Below are 17,627 nucleotides of genomic sequence, written 5' to 3'. Positions count from 1 at the left end.
GCGGGCGTTTGGGTAGGGGATTAACACTTGATGACTTCAACTGCCACCTTTCATGTTTTCAAGCATCTCGTAATCCTCTCGGTATATTTTCCGAAGCTCAGCTTCCAGTTCATCCGTCAGTATGTCAGCCTTTTTAGGCATAAAGCCTGTATCGTTGTATATAGATACGATCTCGCTTACAGGGGTGCTACTGTCGACATCAGCCATGTGAGTTGGTTTTTCTCTGGTTATATTCACTGGCGTTCCAAACACCTTATCGGCCAGCTCCCAAGGCAGTAACTCTAGCATGCCCTCGTAAAGTAACCCCATTTCGATAACGTGAGTATAGTTAATCGGCAACAGATGCCATTGCTGTGGGTACATGTGACCATCAACCGCTTGCCAGTTATCTGTGGTGAGTGCTGCTAAGTAGTCGGTAACAAACGACGCAAAGCTAATCTCTCCAAACGGCTTATCATAAAAAGTTTCAACTGTTCGGATAAAGTCGTCGGCCCCACTTTGCTGGATCAATTTATTTTTAAATGCAGAGATCGCTCGATCAATAGGGTCGCGATACACAAATAAGCTTACATCATAACCAACTTTACCCGTTTTAATGTCGTCTGGCCGAACAGCAATGGCTTTATTCAGTTCTCCGATTAGAGGCTCGTAAACTGGCTCCTGCCACGGTTGATAGATCTCCCTAAACAAGTGTTTAAAAGCCGTGCAAGCATTTTTGCGGATGTAGGTGTACAGAATACGATCGCCGTTTACGCTATACAGAAACGAGGGGACGACTGGCTTTGTATCACTTACCGAGTTATCAAACTGTGAAAATAAATGTTTTTTCAAAATTGAGCTCAACTATTTGGTTGTAGCAATATTAAGCAACAGATTTAGTTTTTAAACGGTTCCGCAACGAAACAACAAATTCGCTCGTATTGCGTGCAATTAACTTACCACTTGACGTTCTCGGGAGAAAGCCTCGCTTAACCACAAAAAGCTCGATATCAGATGAACCGGTATGCTTCTTCGCAGCATTGACACCCGCTTCGCTAACCTGCTCTATAGCTTCTTGAGTCAGCTTGATACCTTGTTTTAGTTCCTGAAAAACATACAGCTTAGCGCTTTTTGGGTCCAGCTGCAGGATAATACCTTTAAGTGGATCAAGCGCCGAAACACTGCTTGCGATGTCTGCGATAACGAGATGCGGGAAAACACTCACACCGTTTATTTTAATCAGGTGCTTCCGCCTGCCAGTTAAAAAGAGCTCACCATCACTGATAAAACCAAGGTCGCCGGTCGCAAAAAGTGATTCACCTTCATCATCAGTATGCTCAAACTTTTTAACTAGCGCATCATTCTGCCAATAGCCATCCATTAAACTAGTGCCTGAAATATGTATTTCGCCAATTTCTTCGTCTTTTAGCTCATCCCCCGACTCACTCAATACCTTTATGCGAGTATCTCCGTAGACTCTACCGCAGGAAACAATGCGCTGTCGGCTATTATTAATCGTTTTCTCTACAACGTTCATGCCGGTTTGAAATGGAGCCCCGCTAATGATCAACGTAAATTCGGCCATACCGTAGCAAGGTAATAATGCCTTTTCACTAAACCCAAATGGCTTTAAACTCTCCGCAAAATCTTCTAGTACCGCTGCGTTTACCGGCTCTGCACCACAATAGGCGGTTTCCCAACAAGTTAAATCAAAAGACTGGAGCTCTCTTGCTGCTTTCACGGCCGACGAAATCAGTTGATAACTAAACGTTGGACCACCCACTGTTGTAACCCGGTACTCATCAACACACTTAAGTAACGATAAGGGTCGCTTCACGAAGTCCAGCGGTGTCATTTCAACAGCGGGAACCCCCGTAAAGATAGGGTTAAGCAACCCGCCAAGCAGCCCCATATCGTGATAAAACGGACACCAGTTAAGATAAACCCGGTTGGACTTCTGCGTGTGTCCCATCGCTTCATGCTGCAACAATATATTAGCAACCAACGCCCGATGGCTAATCATTACCCCTGCGGGGTCGCCGCCCGTGCCTGAAGTAAACTGCATAATCGCGATATCATCGACATCAATTTCTGGCAGACAATCAAACGGCAGTATTGTGTCCGATGATAGATCAATGGTGACAACGGTTAAGTTATCAGGAAGAGTGTTTTCACTCTCTTCTTCGCCTATTTTCAATAAAAGATCTAAACTCGCCGCATGAGCAATATACTTGCCGCGCGTGCTGGTTACACCCTGCACTTCAGCAGGAATTGGAACGGCAATAGCGCCATGATAGAGACATCCGAGCAAACCAGCGATAAATTCGATATTGTTCGCCGCACGAATGCCGATTTTTTTACTTTTCGGATCATACGTTGACAATTGCGAGGCAACCCGCAGAGCTAATTGATGTAAATCCAGGAACGTAAAAAACGTTGCTGTACACTGTCGCCCTTTAACGAAGATTAACGCGTTTTTATCCGCGGTGTTTTCTGAGTGTCTGCGCAAGGCGTCTCTAAACAACATTGAGTCCCTCTTTTTTATTTGCAGCAAGCCAAGCTAATGCCTCTGAGTTCCCTGGCGCAAGTTGCAGCACGCGTTCGAAAATAGGTCGTGCGTCGTCTTGACGACCTAACTCGTCGCTTGTTCTTGCAAACCTTAACGCTAGGGCAATATTGTGGGGGAACAGTCCATGTGCTTCTTGCAACATAATACGAGCACGAGCCGTTAAGCCCTGTCCCAGCAAAGCGTTAGTCATTTTTAAAAAAGCATCGGCATTCGGGCTCTGTTTTGATAAGTTGTCCACAATACATTCTACCTGCTCTTGACTTAACATCTTTACGACGTGAGGCGCCAACAACATGACAAAAAGTTTCTCTTTATTTTTTACATTAAGCTGCGAAGAACTGCACAGCTGCTGATAGACCGTTTGGACGTCCCCGAGAAAAATAAGCGCATTGAGGTAAAAGTTATTTAACAACCTATCTTCAGATGGATATTCACCTTTAGCGGTATGGAATACTGATACCGCGGTACGTGGCTGATTCAGCTTTATCAACGCTTCCATGTAGGCCGCTATAAATCGCCGTTCGAAGCCTTCCTCGTTTTGCAAAGATTCACAAACCGTAGCAATGTCCTGCCAACGTTCGTTCATAGCCAGGGTATGAAGTAACAACAGCCACTGTCGGCGTGTTAATTGGGGGCTACTCGCCAACCACTGAACCAGCTTATCGCAGGCACCAGCACGCGCCAGACTCATTAACGTCTGTCGGTGGTTAGCTTGGGTTGGCAAGGTCGATATTCTGAGTGCTTTCGAACTCGCCGTAACGTCTACCGGTAGCTCTGTTTCAAGTTCGGCATACGCAGCACCTTCGATGGATAATCGTAGCCCGAGTACATATTGTCCCCCAGAAAATGGCGCTCTCACCCGAAGCCGGACCGTTGTTTCCTCGTTTGGCGCCAGCTCCGGCAGTTGAGCGATTCCATCGAGCCATTGATACAGCGTTCTGCTGCTAGCGTTGTACCATTGGTTCGCCAGGCAGATTTGCTTACCGGCTATGATTTGAGAGCTGACGTTTTTTAACACCACCGAAAGCTCGCAATGCTGATTTGCGGTTAACTCGCTAACGTCCAATGCAATATCCATTACTGCGACTGCAGACAACACATTATCACTGATCAATTTTGGCGCATTTAGCATGAATGGCACGTCTTTCTTACTGACTTCACTTTTCGAACGGTGTTCATTTTTGATGATTCGTGCGAGGTAAGTCACATTTTCAGACCGGAAGAATTGGCCATGAGCGCCGGGCATAACGGCCACCCGATAGGTCGAGTAGTAGCTCATTAAACCGCAGTCCACATGGTGGTAGCGTCGGTATAAGTTGTAGCTGCTGTTGCGACCAAATACGAGCGTTACGGGAGCCGCTAGCTCGCTAGGATAAATCGATTCCAAAACAACAATCGATAAATCCAAGTTAGCGGTTTGTTCGAGTTTTTCGGCTGTTCTGAGCATCAGGGTGGCTCCCTGGCAGTTTCCGCCCAAGGTCACCTGCTTTATTCCTTTATTCTCACACACAGTAAGGATTTGGTCACAAAAAAGGCCCGTTAACCGATCAATATTTTCCGGCGTGTACTCCATGACCAAATGCCCTGAGCGCAACCCATACAACGATACGTCTTCGCCCAGAGCCCGCGCCAGCGATTCGAACTCATGTGATGCCTGAAAACACCAAAAAACCGTTTGTTTAACGCCTTTGGTGTTAAGCTGTTTTACGAAGGGTGCGCTATCCAGACATTCTCCGGGCCAAAACTGTAGGTTTTGTTGAATACGCTTTAAATAGTCTGATGTCATTTAAAACATTAGCCTCGCGCTAGCTCATAAAATCGGTAGGCAAACGCCGACAGAGTTTGATTACCGGCTAACGAGTCATGGTCCACATCGATACTGTAGATATCCTCCAGCTTACCGATGAGCAACATGCCTTGAACGGAGGTTAAGCCAAAGTTTTTTAAGGGCTTGTTAAAGTCGTCTTCAGTCGGCCGATACTGCGTAAACGCTTCGATCGTATCCGCTATGGTGTTTTCAATGTCGTTTAGTAACGGGTCTCGCATTAATTTTCTACATCCACTGTAATTTGTTGATAAGGTGTGTCCGTAAACACTTGTTGTTTTGGTTTCTCATAAATTCGTGCTGACGGATACCGTTCAAATATTGCTTTTAACGTCAGGGTCATGATCCGTCGGCTCATCATTTCACCAATACATTTATGCACGCCATGGCCAAAAGCTAAATGTTTCGAGCCAGGCTTTTCAGATGCCGAAAACGGACACGAAACGGAATCCTTGTTTGCCGCTGCTATGTTTAGACAATACACATCGCTTCCGTTAAGCGTGCGATAAAGGAAGCCGACGCCCCCCCCCATATACAGGCTCCGCTCGAGAAGCTCTTCGACACCAAGCTCTGCAATAAGCTCGGCTCGTTTTGCAGGCGTTAGTGCCAGCAGATCGGACAGCACATTCACCAACGTGTGGTTCATTGAGGTGCTGGCACTTAATACGATGGTGATTTGTGAACACACCAAATCAACTGGGAGTGCAAACTGACTTGTTAAATAATGATATAAGTCGTTGTCATCCGCAGCGTCTCGAGGCAGACGATTTTCTTTTATGTATTCCGCCACGGCGCGCGCGCTTTCGTCAAACGCCGCAAAGTCCTTCAACTTTCTCTGTTTTTTAAACGAAGTCAACGAGAGCAATTGATCAATATGCCGGGTAAAAGAAGGATCCAAGTTAGGTTTAAGACCCACTGCGTAATACGAACACTGATGCGCAATCGGCCGTACCCAGTCATCCAATAAATCAATGCGAGCCTGGTCTTCTGTGCTGGCAACAACATCTCGAATGATGTCCTGAAATATTGGCTCCCAAGACTTTATGCGTTTACCAGAAAAATAACTCGCAACCATTCTGCGCACGTGCTTATGCTTTTCCCCATTTAAATTAAACGGGCTTTCACACGCGAAGCCATGCAACCAAGGGTACTCAACTCCTGTGAACTCACTGATAGCGGTAATAGCTTCAGACATGTTCAGAACGTTGGCTTCCGAATGTTTTAGTAAGTGCTTACATTCTGCTGCATCGGTAACATTAAAAAACTCTTTATCTGATAACATTTAAGACATCCGCTTATTATCACATCCAATACAGACACACACTACAAAGCCGCGGTAAAACCTCGCCATAACCGTTCGCTCAAGCTCTAACTCAGCTAACGTTAAGCGTATAAAAAAATCAAACGACGAATTCGTTGCGACATCAGCGTCTCGAACCACAAAATCTTGTAACGAGCCGCTCTGCGCGCTCTCGGGTAAACTTTTGTAAGCGGCTTCTTTTGCACTCCACAACAAGTTTACCATCTGATATTTACTTAGATCACACGGAGCGAGCCGCTGTTGAATACATTGGAACGCTTCGGTCTCGAATTTTGATAGAATGCGGCTCATTTGTTCATAAGGGAGTAAGTAGTGAACATCGACACCAACATAGCGCACATCGGCTTTCGATGCCACGGCGACCAAATAACAGTCTTCATCGTGAGAAATTGATCCCACCAGTTCGTCGGGCCAAAGCGGCATACCGGAACGTGAAACGCCCAGTTGGAATTCAGAATACCCCCAACGAGACATGGCACGATCACACAGCGCTCGCCCAAAAATAAACTCTCTTTGTCGACGTGGAGAAAAGTGCTTTACTTCTTCACAATAGCGCCTGCGAGTATTCCTCAACTGCCCCACAGAGACCTCGGTGTATTCACAAACATGAAATGCGCTTTCTAATGCTACGTTATTTGTCCAATCGCAACGCATTCTCAATCTCACCAGACATGATGACAGGAACAACACTATTATGCGTATCGTTATTTAATACCTTGTGCAGCTGAACTTGTGGCAAAGGCTTTAAATGCTCAGCGTGCAAGCAGTCAATTTTGGAATGCTCGCAGTACCACAAATCAATAGGCGGCTTTACTCTGGCAGACTGTATCCACGGTAATGTATCGAGCTCCACGTCGGAGAACAACTTATTCATTCTTTTGAGAAACCCGCGTGTGTTGTGAGGAATACTCATTGGCAAAAACGGCAACTGAATATTCGTAATGCCCGAAAAGCAGATTATTTTCTCAGCTTGCAGTTCGATACCATAACGCAACGCACCAAAGCTTCCGCCGGAGCTGCCATAACAAATGACACGCTTCGTATTGAGCCTAGCCAGTTTGTCTTCTATAACGCTGAGCGTGCCACTGCGATCAGGTGCGAGACTGCTAATACCATTCAGGTAAAGTTTACGCTCAAAGTCTCTTAAGTAGATAGCGGCATACCCAAGCTTAGCAAAGTAAGCATCAAGCACCGGAATGTTCACCATCACTTTATCCGCCAACCCAGTAAAAACAACGACCGTGATACCCGACGCCGTTTTATCACTTACCAATAATTCGCTACCGTCATCTTTAACGATAGGTCGTTGTCGTGCCTCTGGCTTTGGCAGTAACTCAAAGAATTTCTCCAGTTCAGAGTTTTTAATTCCGAGCGTGATACCATTAGGGGGTAAATTAGACGTTTTAATTATTTCTTTTGCTTGGCCTAGCTGGCCGCTTAACGCAAACTGTAACGCTCTATCAAAGAGTTGTTGTGGTTGTTGCTTATCAAGCTTTTTAATCAACTTTAATCGAAACGATGTGTCATCGATTTCCGTATCTTCCGGCCATGCTTTGGCTACTTTTCTAACCATTTCGTTTGCCTGATGTGTCGATTGAAATGTGAGCAACTGATGAAGTTGAGGAAAACCTGGAAACGCAACACCAGCCTTAATCGCATCATCTATCGACTTTAACGCACCAGCCTCGTCATTTTCATGCCATGCAATCGAGAACAATAAATTAAACGCGGCAGGCAACGGCTCATTCGCCAAAGCAACTCGGTTTGCCGTTTTCTTTGCATCGCCCAAACGTTCAAGTTTATAGTAGATCTGAGCCAGTTGCAGTAGGTGGTTTAGCTTCACATCATCGTTCGACGCTAACTGTTCATACAGGGGCAGAGCATCAGAAAAATTGCCCGCTGCCCTCTCAAGAGCCGCTCTCCATACCAACACCGTTTGCGCATGGGCACCAGCCGCCTCAGCTCGATCTAAAAAAGTTCGCGCCTCGTCAAAAGAACGTAACTGCAATTTAGCTCGAAAAAAAGCCAGCAACGCTCTGGGCGAATTCTGGCTCTCTGTGTCCAGCTTCCCAAGATAATCAATTGCTTGCTCGGGCTCCTTTGCGGTCAGAGCATCCTGAATTTCCTTAAACTTTACATTGCTCACCGGCAGTTCCCTCTTGTCTTTTAGTTTCTTGGTAGGCCTTGGGAGAATTCCATATCCCCCAAAGCCTTTCGCTTAAATCTTGTCTTGCTATTGAATTTGGTATTTCTGCCATTAATGCCGCAACGTACTGATTTTTCTCTTCCGTCGAGCTCATGGTCTGCAGTTGTTTAACATATTGTAAGCGAGCGGCCGCAAAGTTCTCACGCAATTGAATTCGATCGTCTAGCTCGGCAATGCGCTCTAATCCCCGGCTTACTTCACTCAGATACTGTTCTTTAGCCGAATCGTAACTACGAGAAGCTTCATTGAGCTCAAAGAGCGCAACCCGAGCTTGCTTAGAGTACGACTTTGTTAAAACAATCCCCCTGAGCAGTGACCTCGCTTCATCAGTTCGGTTAAGCGACATTAGTTGTTTTGCCCTATCGAGGAGTAACGACTCCTGTAACGGTGAACTTTCAAGCAGTTTATCCGTTGCTGTTAATATAGCCTCAAGTTCTTCTCGTGTTAACACCTTGGGCACTTTCCAGTCAAAAGCATCAGGTGGAGTCCACCTTATTGGATTTAGACTTTTAGGGGGAGCAACCACGGTCGCAGACTTATGAAAAGACGGAGTTTTAGGACTGTAAAAAGAGACACTGGCATCAGCACCGCTATCACTTGCATAAGCGCGCAGTTCATCCCAGAGCGATGTGAGCTCGTTAACTAGTTTATGAGGTATCAGTTCAAGAACCCGACTACTGACGGTATTACTAAACTTCGTAGCATCGTAGCAGGTGAATGCATTGGCGGCACAACTCAAGCCAATGTTTTCTAGTTTTCGAGCGAGACATTTTGCGTCGGATAGCTGATCATGTGTTAATAAAACGACTTTATCGGGGTGCTTTTGTTTAAAGTTTAACAGCAACTCGTTATAAGTGAGCCACATCTTCGCAGCTAGTGTCGGCTGCAACCAGAAATTTAGGTGCTGACCTAAATGCCGAGATTTAATTTGTTCAGCTATGTGAAGGCTGTGTCGGGATAAAAGCGACTCCACACAGTTAGCCCAATGGCGAACCACAAAAACGTAGCGTACCTCGTCACCCAGCCTTCTCTCCCAATCCTCAAGAAACAGACAAGCTCTGGGGTCTTTTATAAGCAATGTGTCGGTCGGCCTCCGGTTTGCCATAAGGATCTCGACCAAGTGAGAGAACGCCACATCGTCAAAGCCAACGCGCTTTTCACGATACGGAAACTGCCAGGACAAATTGGCATCGGCAAGAAGTCGATCATGGAAGTTCTTTACTCGACGATCTTCAAAGTGTCCATCCGGATTTTTAATACTCGGGCCAATAAGGTCCGGGGACAAAGTGCACCCGCTCTCTCGCAATAGCTGAGTGAGCATTGACGTGCCACTACGGTGAAACCCTGCCACCATAATCATCCTTGGCATAACGTTTTCAGTTCCGTCTAGCTTTATGATTGGGTTGCTCCCCAGTTCAACTGAAAAACTTCAATTAATTTACCAAGTAGCACAATGAATTTTTGAAATTCATCTGAATTAAGTTGGCCACAAGCTTCTGAGAAACCGTTTTTATTTCCTCAGATTCCAAAGGCCTCAGTGTCTAACACGTATTCAAATTTAACGTTGTGTTGCTCCAAAACGTTGTCAGAGAAATAGTGCTGGATCACAAAATAGCCCTGAGCCTTAGAACCTTAACTCACCTTCAGTAATTAATATTAGCCTTTATTCATTAATTTCTACCTGATTGAAGACTAACGAAAAAATCTACTTTGACAGTGGGAAAGTCTTGGACATCAAGCGCTAACTTACCTTCATCTTTTACTTTTTAATTTAGATAAAAAAAATTCTCGGCCATTTCCCTTTGCACCAACCAATCTTTATGGGTGATGACCAACGCTTGCGTATCGTCATTTTTCTTTAAATCGTTCTTTTGTAGTGGCAGACTAAAATATCTCAATACAATTTAGGGACACGTTCCGTAACTCCAGTCATAAGAGTGTAGCTAATCGTGTCACAGTGGCGCGCAATTTCATCAATTGACAATGTTACACCATTATTCGCTCGGCCCCACAAGATTGCCTCACTACCTATCCGCACCCCATGCACATTTGTAACATCCACGGTTATCATATCCATAGATACCCTTCCAACAACTTCAGCCCGCTGACCATTTATTAAAATTGGAGTGCCATCTTTTGCATGTCTATCGTAGCCGTCGCCATAACCCGCAGCTACTACCGCTATAAGTACACATTTTTTGGCTTTCCAACGAACTCCGTAACCTATAGATTCACCTGGCTTAAGTTCACGAATAGCTATCACTTTAGAGCGAAGCGTCATAACTGGTTTCAAGTTGTTAGCTAGTTCATTTGGTGACTCTAATGGATCACTGCCATACAACATAACCCCCAACCGATTCCATTCTCCATGGGAAACCCGATGGTTTAATATTGCTGCTGAGTTAGCTAAACTCACCGGTGCTCCTAAGCGCTTTTTCAATTGTTTCATAATTTCCATCTGATAGCTAAAATAGCTAGAGCATACTGCGTCGGCAGTTGCGAAGTGACTCATCAAACAGACTTGTTCTATATGAGAGGAGTTACAGAACGCTGACCATACTTTTTCAGCCAGATTGGGTGAGAAACCAAGACGATGCATTCCAGAATCTACTTTTACCCAAACCTTAATCGTCCGTTTTGGCGCAAAAGATAACAGCGCAGACACTTGCCATTCGGAATGTACGGTAGTCCAAAATTGATGTTCATCGATTAGTGGTAGCTCAGAAACTTCATAAAAGCCTTCGAGCAGTAAAATCGGTGCCCTAATACCTGAATGACGTAAGTTTAAAGCCTCATCAATACACGAAACAGCAAATGCCGGAGCCATGTGTTCTAAAGCTTTTGCGCACTTTACCGCTCCGTGCCCATAAGCATCGGCTTTTATAACAGGCACGTTTTGGCTATTAGGAGCGAAGTTACACGCCAGTTGATAATTATGAAGTAAAGCATCGAGATTTATTTCTGCAACTAAGGGCCTCATAGATCCTCGATTATTTATAGAATATAGGTTGCAATAACTAACACCTTGTTTCTTTATTAAATCACACTTGGTTTATTCCGTATAAACCAATTTATCTTATCATAGAAATAAGGTAACGAACCGAATCAAGATTTATCTGATGCTTGTAGCTAACGCTTCGTCATGCAGCAAAAGGTCCACCAACTGCTTAGCCTTGGGATTTTCCTTAAATAGCTCTAGAGCTCACCAATTTTTCCTGCTGGACGCACACCATCCTTAGCATTGATCTTAGAAAACGTCTCGTAAAGCCCATTAAGACCGGGAATTTCTCTTTCTATGTCCATAACATCACTCTTCAACGAAGAATAATTAATCATAATGTCTAGTACCGACTTACCATTATTTTTAACGAGGTTATAATTATCAAAAATTATTTCTGGGTATCTAAATAAAAACTCTTTTAGTGTCATTTATCACCACAAATTCTACCAATGAATTCAATATTTAAATTCATTTAGATAAACCTCTTATATAATTATAAAAAGTTACACTGCCGACAGGCATACCGTGACTATCAACACCAGGTTAAATCTATCTACGGTTTGCTAGACTGAATCAACCAACTTTAAGAGTGTGTGCCAAGTAATGACTTCTATCGTCCCTTTTCGACCTACAGAGCTTGACCATTGTCCACTATTGTATAGCTCCCTGAAAGCGCAAGGAGTTTTATCAAATACGCCATACTCTACCAAAGAACTAAGCTCTCTTTTAATTTTCGACGGAAGGCTTTCTCCTTCGTTAATACTAAAGTTCTCTTTAATAGCCTCATTTTCATTTCCCTCTTCAATATAAACCAAATATTCTTTTTCAAGCCATTTGCTATTCTCAGAGGACGAAAAATTTAGAAAAGGTGATTTTTCAATAAACTCATTCTCAAAACTTTTATTCTTTTCATCATACGGGTGACTTATAAGATTTTTACCACCGCCAGCAAGAATGATATCACGATAAATTTCTTTACCATTCTGTCTTCCGGAAAAGTCATTTAAACCGACTAACACCTGATCTGTTAGGGGGGTAACCATATTGAACTTGAGATTCTCATAAGAGGTCCGTCCACCAATGAACCTTGACCTCAATTTGCGGTAATGGACCATCATCCCCGTTTTATCATCTTGTTCTATATTGAAATCAATAAACGAACGCCTTAATAAGTCGCAAACATCACTTTTATAACCAGATAAATACTTAGGCATTCCTTTTTCTATTTTTTTAAACCAGTCTGTTCCTGAACCATTATAGAAAGGTCTTATATTCTCCCCGCCAACGCCATTCACTTTTAATATATTTGAACAGGAATAATATAACGGGGGCGTGACAGGTAAGTTATAAAAACCGACATTACCTCTGCAATACTCCTCGTACTGGTAGTTTATCGGTAATCTTCTCCAATCGGGAGGAGAATCGGTTAGATTACAATTAAAACTCTCACACAGAGACTTAGCAACAGAAAGATCTTTTGCTTTATGGGGCTGACTGAAAAAACAAAATTTCTCCTTCACCGATGAAGTATTCACTAGCGAAAACATCATTCGAGAGTCTATCCCACCGCTCAAATCAACTGATATCATGTTATCTGAGTGAAGAGCTAGTGAAAACAATATCGAACGCCACTTAAAAAACCACTCACTTAATGCTTCTTCATAGTAAATATTTGTTTTACCAAAATCAGGAATTTTCCTTAAAGAAGCTGTTTTATCTAGCTTATTGCAACAAATATATTCATCCGGCGGTACAATACTAATTTGTGCCACTGGGGTTTGAGAAGATAGCAACTGACGGCCAATTGAACCAGATAAGAACATAGATGACATTACTTTAAAGTCTATAGTCAATGGCCAATTATTTTTCTTACAATGATTTATTAATTCTAAAAAAGAATTACTAAATGCCCAACTGTTACCATGCCTATAAAAAAATAAGGCATCTGAACCGAACCCATCAACTTTTGCTAAAATCTCATCCTTAAATGACTTTACATAAAAAAATCTTCCATCACTCAACTCTAAAAATTCAGATTTACTTAATGAGTTAGAATTAGAAAACTTTTCTAACCCCTTTTGTCCAATAACTATTGAGTCTTTTGTGATAAACATGCCTGATAGTATATCTTTGCACTGTAAGTTCTCGCTTACCAAATTGCTTATAACGTGAAAATCACTCACTATAAGACCTTTTGAATATCTGTGCTATAACCGAACTCTTCAAAATCTCCAAGGTATCTATCTATCACACGTTTAATAGTTCCTTTATCTACGAAATATTCAAGGAGTAGACTGCTTGACCCGGTTTTCATTGGAGAGGCATCTGCTTTTGTACTTTTAAGGTACCATTCCAGCCCTATTTCACCATATAGTACTTTTATTAGGTCTGCTAAATCGTTATTTATATTTTCAAGCTTTCCAACAAAATCATATTGAATATCGGTCACACATAGATCTTCTACCTGACAACGCCAATGTGCCTCTTGATCAATTGCATCCTGTGAACATATAAGCTCTACGAACTCATCGAAAGAAACATCTTCGCCACCTCTACCTCCTGTCAGACGCTTTACCGCAGCATTGGTCGCTGATCTTGGCTTTGCTACAACTCTGTGTAGGTAGCACGATAGGAGCCGAGTAAAAGGATTCCGTACAAACGTTGTTCGTTTACAGCTTTTCGAATAAAAAATACGATCCAGATCCTGAGTCGGCACTTGGTAAGGGCTTATATGTGGTGAGTAAAATTTGTTATTTACATCTATCACCTGCCATGGAGTCTTGGCGAATTCGAGAGACTGCAATGCCCACTTCACGCTACTGCTAGCTGCTTTACTTACTTGTACAAAGACGTAGTTATTTACGAGAGAAATATGTGAACTTATTTCGAAATCTTTTTTTGGCTTATTGAATAAAAAAACTTCTTCTGCACGACTAACCATCAATCTCTCCCAATCTGCACATGGATAACTTCATTCTTTGGTTTTTCCGATTACCGCCAGTGACAACTCTTACGGCTGGAATAAAATTCGAATAATTGTTTGACATTATTGCACTACCTGAGAAAGATTCATTATCCCAGCCCTTAAAAAGTTTTATGAATTGATTTTTAGCCATCTCAAACTTCAATGAAAAGCTAGGAGTGGACATGTCAAACCCTCGCTTGTTAAGCAGTACCGCATGGTCATTAAGAAACCAGTTTGAAGCAAGTGTGGACTTATCACAACTATCTTCAATTACAAGATTTCCGCTAGCTATATCAGAGTAATCAATAACCCTTGTCACATCTACTCCATAACCATTGCTGATACCTTTTACCAAGCAATTCAGTCTTTCAACCTTCAAAATTGGCTTAGCGGGGAGCTTTTCTTTATCCCTAATATACTTTCTATCTATAAGTGGAACTGAATGTGAGAGAGCAGATCTTAAGAATTTTCTTTTTGGATCTTTTTCTTGGTGTGTACCAAGCCCTCCATCACCGAGCACAACCTCTCCATCAATATAAAGAAAGAGCATTAAATCATCATCGTGCCGATGGTAATTAGATTCATGTGTATTTTTAAATAACAAAAAAATCTCTAAGCCATCGTTCGTCTGACCACGAATAATGACATATCCGGATGTTGAATAGTCAAGCACATCGATCTGTTCTTTCTGAACATAAACCAGACCTGCGTCTTCCCCACGCGTATCCCCAGTCATCGGTAAATAACCATCGGGTAACGTTATAGCGCGTAAGAAGGCTTCTGCCCTTTCAATATAACGCTCACCCATCCGAGCGACGTTCAGTTGTCCAAGAGGGCGCAATGTTCTCAACTGTTTGAGTCTGCCCAGCATCATTTTCTGATATCCGGGACTGTTTTCCTTGTGAACCCCTTCCTCGGTAAAAGCGAAAGTTATCTCATCTTTCAAGCGGTGACAATTAAGCTGACGATAGGCTTCAAATCCATCATCAGAAAACATTGAAGCAATAGTCAATGCGATCATCGCCTGATCGAAACCGTGATTAGTGTGCTGCGAATAGTGCTTATCTTGCTGAAGCCAATCTAAATGCTCTTTTATCAGCTCACCAAGCGGCTCGGCATAAAGCTCACCTAGCGAAATCTTCCTTAAGTAGCAAAAGACTAACCAGTTACTAATATTGCGCCCGCGAAAGGCTGCGGCGTGATCATGCCAAACAAGCGGAGACACACTATTTAAATTTGCTTGGTTTCCCCAGTTGCGAATACTATCCAAACACTTCGAAAAATAATGGCTTCGCTCCTCGTCATTTTGCAATGAAAAGCTGTTAACGAACCAGTTTAAGAATGGCAGAGCCTGGATTTGCCACCACCAGTTACGATCACGCTCTAAACTCCGCCAATCAAAAACTGTGATATCAAGTTCAGTATCTTCAAAGTTTTTCGCCTCGAAAAGCTGCTCATCAAAAAGTTTTTTCAGTTTTTGATAATCCGATTTGTTCTTAGTGTTGATTGTGTTCTGGATATATTCTTTGGCTCCTGCTGTAACACATGCCAATAGCTCATCTGTTGTCATTGGATTTATTAACTCTTCTGAATAACTTTTTGCCACTGCGCACTAACCTTTTGGGAGGACATCTTATCCATCAGTAAGCTGGCAGGCGTTTCGCTTCGATGGCCTTCCATAATATCTCTCTTTGCATCATTGAGGGTTTTGATTACCCAATGGTTACCCCAAATATCTGAAGCCCCTTTCCAGCTCCAGATGATAGGTCGGGCGCCTGTTAGAAACCCTTCTCCAACAGCCATGTGAAATGATTCAAAATCTGATGGCGATAGAATATAGCCTACCATTCTGAACCACTCATTCACATCATCACCCGGAGGGTCAAATATTACTTTATATCTTAATAGTTCTGAGCTGTTGATTCGCTCAAAAATTTCTTGATAGTAGCTTATTTCATCTGGCCTACGATGAAGCCAAGGGTAATCTAGAGGATTTTTTCCTTTCACACGCAAAATAAAACGTTCATCGTGCTGCAATAATGCCTCTAGAAGATCGATTGCTCTATCCAGACGTTTACTCTTCGGAGTAACTCCAACGATCCCTAATGTGTACGCCGCTTCACCTGTCTTTTTCAGAGGTTTAAATTTATCCTCATCTAATAAGTTATGGATAATCGATGTTTTCTCTAACGGGAGTTCAGGAAAGTTCTCCTTAGCTTCATCTCGTGTATGGTTGCTCACGAATGAAATATGATCAATACTTTCCCACTTAACCTCATTCATGAAATTTGCTCTGTTTTCCTGAGCATGAAAACGAGCGACTAAACGGTGATGAGCGTGCTTGTTATGGGAGTACCATTTAATGTTTCCTAGGCACCACTCGCAAAAGATCACATCCGCCCACTCAAGCAGTTTCCTACTCTGTTTCTCAGAGTGCTTATTATGGCCCTGCCACTGATCGATTTTGAATTCAAACAGACCGGTCTTCTCAAGTTTGTTTTGAAGCAAGGTGAAAAATTTTAGATCGTGCCCAGCAACTAGCACTTTTGTTTTTTTATAGCTGGCTCGAGTCGAATTTTTGCTTTCTACTTTTGTTAGCCAATCGCCGATGTCTTGCACTCGTTGGCTAAAGGTGTGCGCTTTAGCCAGTGTGATCAACTTGTCTGCTGCGATTTGCGTTTTCGCGTTGTCTGTGAGGGCGATCTTGAGTTTTTCTTTGAACTCTTCTTCACTGTTTGCGTAAAGGGGATAATCGGCTCCTAGTAAGCTTTCGTGCAGAGAGTTTCTGTTAAGGATCGCAGCACAGCCAGCTCCGCCGTACTCTAATATCTTGGTCGAATACTCAACCGTATCGTTCATGCTATCGGCACGCCAGGAAAGACCAACCTTTGCCTTTTTAAGATGGTTTTGTACCTCCTGACGCGGCAGCGCCCCTAACCATTGCAGCCCCTCTGTGTGCTCTAAAGCCTGACGCATTTTCTGTTCATAGTCAGGAATAGTCGGTTCTTGGTGAACTTTATCACCAATCATCAACAGGTTTGCTGCAGGTACATCGCGACTGACTTTTGGCCAGGAGGTTGACATCTCTAGCGTATTCCAGTCACCTTTAAATTTACCGGCGTATACTGCAATTTGTGATCGTTGTTCAATCGTTATTAAGTTGTCCTCAAAATCTGGAATAACCGGTGAGTAGATGAACACCTTACTGCTGTCCAACTTGGGCGTCGCTTTTTCCCATAGCTCAGCAAAGCCTTGGGTTTGACATAAAAGCGCCGCACAATGAGATGCTATCGTTGACATTATTAACTTTTGATCAGAGCCGAGTTCTTCAACCTTTTGCGGGATGTCTGTTAAATACATCCAGCAGCGAGCCAATACATTCAAATCACGAATTAAATGAGTGGCAATATCAAAGCCGCGAATAATGATGTGATCGTACTGGTTCTCTTTATGCAATTTTATGGTCAAATCACCCATCATTGGCATCGTCAAACGTTGCGGCTTTGAGCCTTGCCAATACTCGGGCTGAGTGCCGTCGATGATATTTATACTGCTATGATTCTGTAGTTCACTATAAAGCTCGAAGCGCTTAGGCGTGCTTTTTGCGACAAAGTCGACTTGAGCTCCCGGTATTTCCGCAAACACAAGGGCGATGGTCTGCGCCCAAATCGATGACCCATCGATATAGTTAAGGTCTGGGTTACCACAAACCAATATCTTCCGCGGATTTTGTTGCTGTGATTTCACTTGTTCGCTCATGG

14 protein-coding genes are annotated in these 17,627 nt (G+C 43.1%); all 14 read right to left on the bottom strand.

All coding sequences use genetic code 11. From position 1 onward, the window contains the following. Window positions 1-36 precede the first annotated feature (36 nt). Window positions 37-831, bottom strand: a complete 795-nt coding sequence (locus tag DFP83_RS12025) for a sulfotransferase family 2 domain-containing protein (RefSeq protein ID WP_157981562.1) — start codon at window positions 829-831, stop codon at window positions 37-39. Between the two features lie 31 nt (window positions 832-862). Further along, complete coding sequence (locus DFP83_RS12020) at window positions 863-2,506, bottom strand: AMP-binding protein (protein ID WP_110576066.1); 1,644 nt, start codon at window positions 2,504-2,506, stop codon at window positions 863-865. Further along, on the bottom strand, window positions 2,496-4,334 hold the full coding sequence (locus DFP83_RS12015; RefSeq protein WP_110576064.1) for a tetratricopeptide repeat protein: 1,839 nt from the start codon (window positions 4,332-4,334) through the stop codon (window positions 2,496-2,498). The genes DFP83_RS12020 and DFP83_RS12015 overlap by 11 nt, the downstream gene beginning before the upstream one ends. An 8-nt stretch (window positions 4,335-4,342) precedes the next feature. Beyond that, window positions 4,343-4,594 carry an acyl carrier protein gene (locus DFP83_RS12010; RefSeq protein WP_110576062.1) on the bottom strand — a complete coding sequence of 84 codons (252 nt, stop codon included), beginning with the start codon at window positions 4,592-4,594 and terminating at the stop codon, window positions 4,343-4,345. Beyond that, window positions 4,594-5,655, bottom strand: coding sequence for a cytochrome P450 (locus DFP83_RS12005; protein ID WP_110576060.1), 1,062 nt, complete (start codon window positions 5,653-5,655; stop codon window positions 4,594-4,596). The genes DFP83_RS12010 and DFP83_RS12005 overlap by 1 nt, the downstream gene beginning before the upstream one ends. Beyond that, on the bottom strand, window positions 5,656-6,348 hold the full coding sequence (locus DFP83_RS12000; RefSeq protein ID WP_110576058.1) for a 4'-phosphopantetheinyl transferase family protein: 693 nt from the start codon (window positions 6,346-6,348) through the stop codon (window positions 5,656-5,658). Further along, window positions 6,326-7,840 carry a tetratricopeptide repeat protein gene (locus DFP83_RS11995; RefSeq protein ID WP_110576056.1) on the bottom strand — a complete coding sequence of 505 codons (1,515 nt, stop codon included), beginning with the start codon at window positions 7,838-7,840 and terminating at the stop codon, window positions 6,326-6,328. Before DFP83_RS11995 ends, DFP83_RS12000 begins: the two co-directional genes overlap by 23 nt. Then, entirely contained in the window at window positions 7,821-9,269 is a 1,449-nt protein-coding gene (locus tag DFP83_RS11990) for a hypothetical protein (RefSeq protein WP_126753160.1), read from the bottom strand. Before DFP83_RS11990 ends, DFP83_RS11995 begins: the two co-directional genes overlap by 20 nt. A 525-nt stretch (window positions 9,270-9,794) precedes the next feature. Continuing rightward, window positions 9,795-10,880: an alanine racemase gene (gene alr / locus DFP83_RS11985; RefSeq protein WP_110576052.1), complete on the bottom strand. Its 1,086-nt coding sequence runs from the start codon at window positions 10,878-10,880 to the stop codon at window positions 9,795-9,797. A 215-nt stretch (window positions 10,881-11,095) separates the two neighbouring features. Further along, entirely contained in the window at window positions 11,096-11,329 is a 234-nt protein-coding gene (locus DFP83_RS11980; protein ID WP_110576051.1) for a hypothetical protein, read from the bottom strand. 135 nt (window positions 11,330-11,464) lie between these two features. Continuing rightward, window positions 11,465-13,084 (bottom strand): hypothetical protein, encoded by a 1,620-nt coding sequence (locus DFP83_RS11975; protein WP_110576049.1) that lies wholly within the window; start codon window positions 13,082-13,084, stop codon window positions 11,465-11,467. After that, window positions 13,084-13,842, bottom strand: a complete 759-nt coding sequence (locus DFP83_RS11970; protein ID WP_110576047.1) for a sulfotransferase family protein — start codon at window positions 13,840-13,842, stop codon at window positions 13,084-13,086. Before DFP83_RS11970 ends, DFP83_RS11975 begins: the two co-directional genes overlap by 1 nt. Further along, on the bottom strand, window positions 13,835-15,472 hold the full coding sequence (locus DFP83_RS11965) for a heparinase II/III family protein (RefSeq protein ID WP_110576044.1): 1,638 nt from the start codon (window positions 15,470-15,472) through the stop codon (window positions 13,835-13,837). Before DFP83_RS11965 ends, DFP83_RS11970 begins: the two co-directional genes overlap by 8 nt. Continuing rightward, a complete protein-coding gene (locus DFP83_RS11960) occupies window positions 15,445-17,625 on the bottom strand; it encodes a glycosyltransferase family protein (RefSeq protein WP_110576042.1) in 2,181 nt (726 codons plus the stop codon). The genes DFP83_RS11965 and DFP83_RS11960 overlap by 28 nt, the downstream gene beginning before the upstream one ends. Between the last annotated feature and the right edge of the window lie 2 nt (window positions 17,626-17,627).

It is taken from the genome of Idiomarina fontislapidosi (genome assembly GCF_003226255.1).
GTDB classification, from domain to species: Bacteria; Pseudomonadota; Gammaproteobacteria; order Enterobacterales; family Alteromonadaceae; genus Idiomarina; species Idiomarina fontislapidosi.
This window is presented reverse-complemented; position numbering and strand designations above follow the sequence as displayed.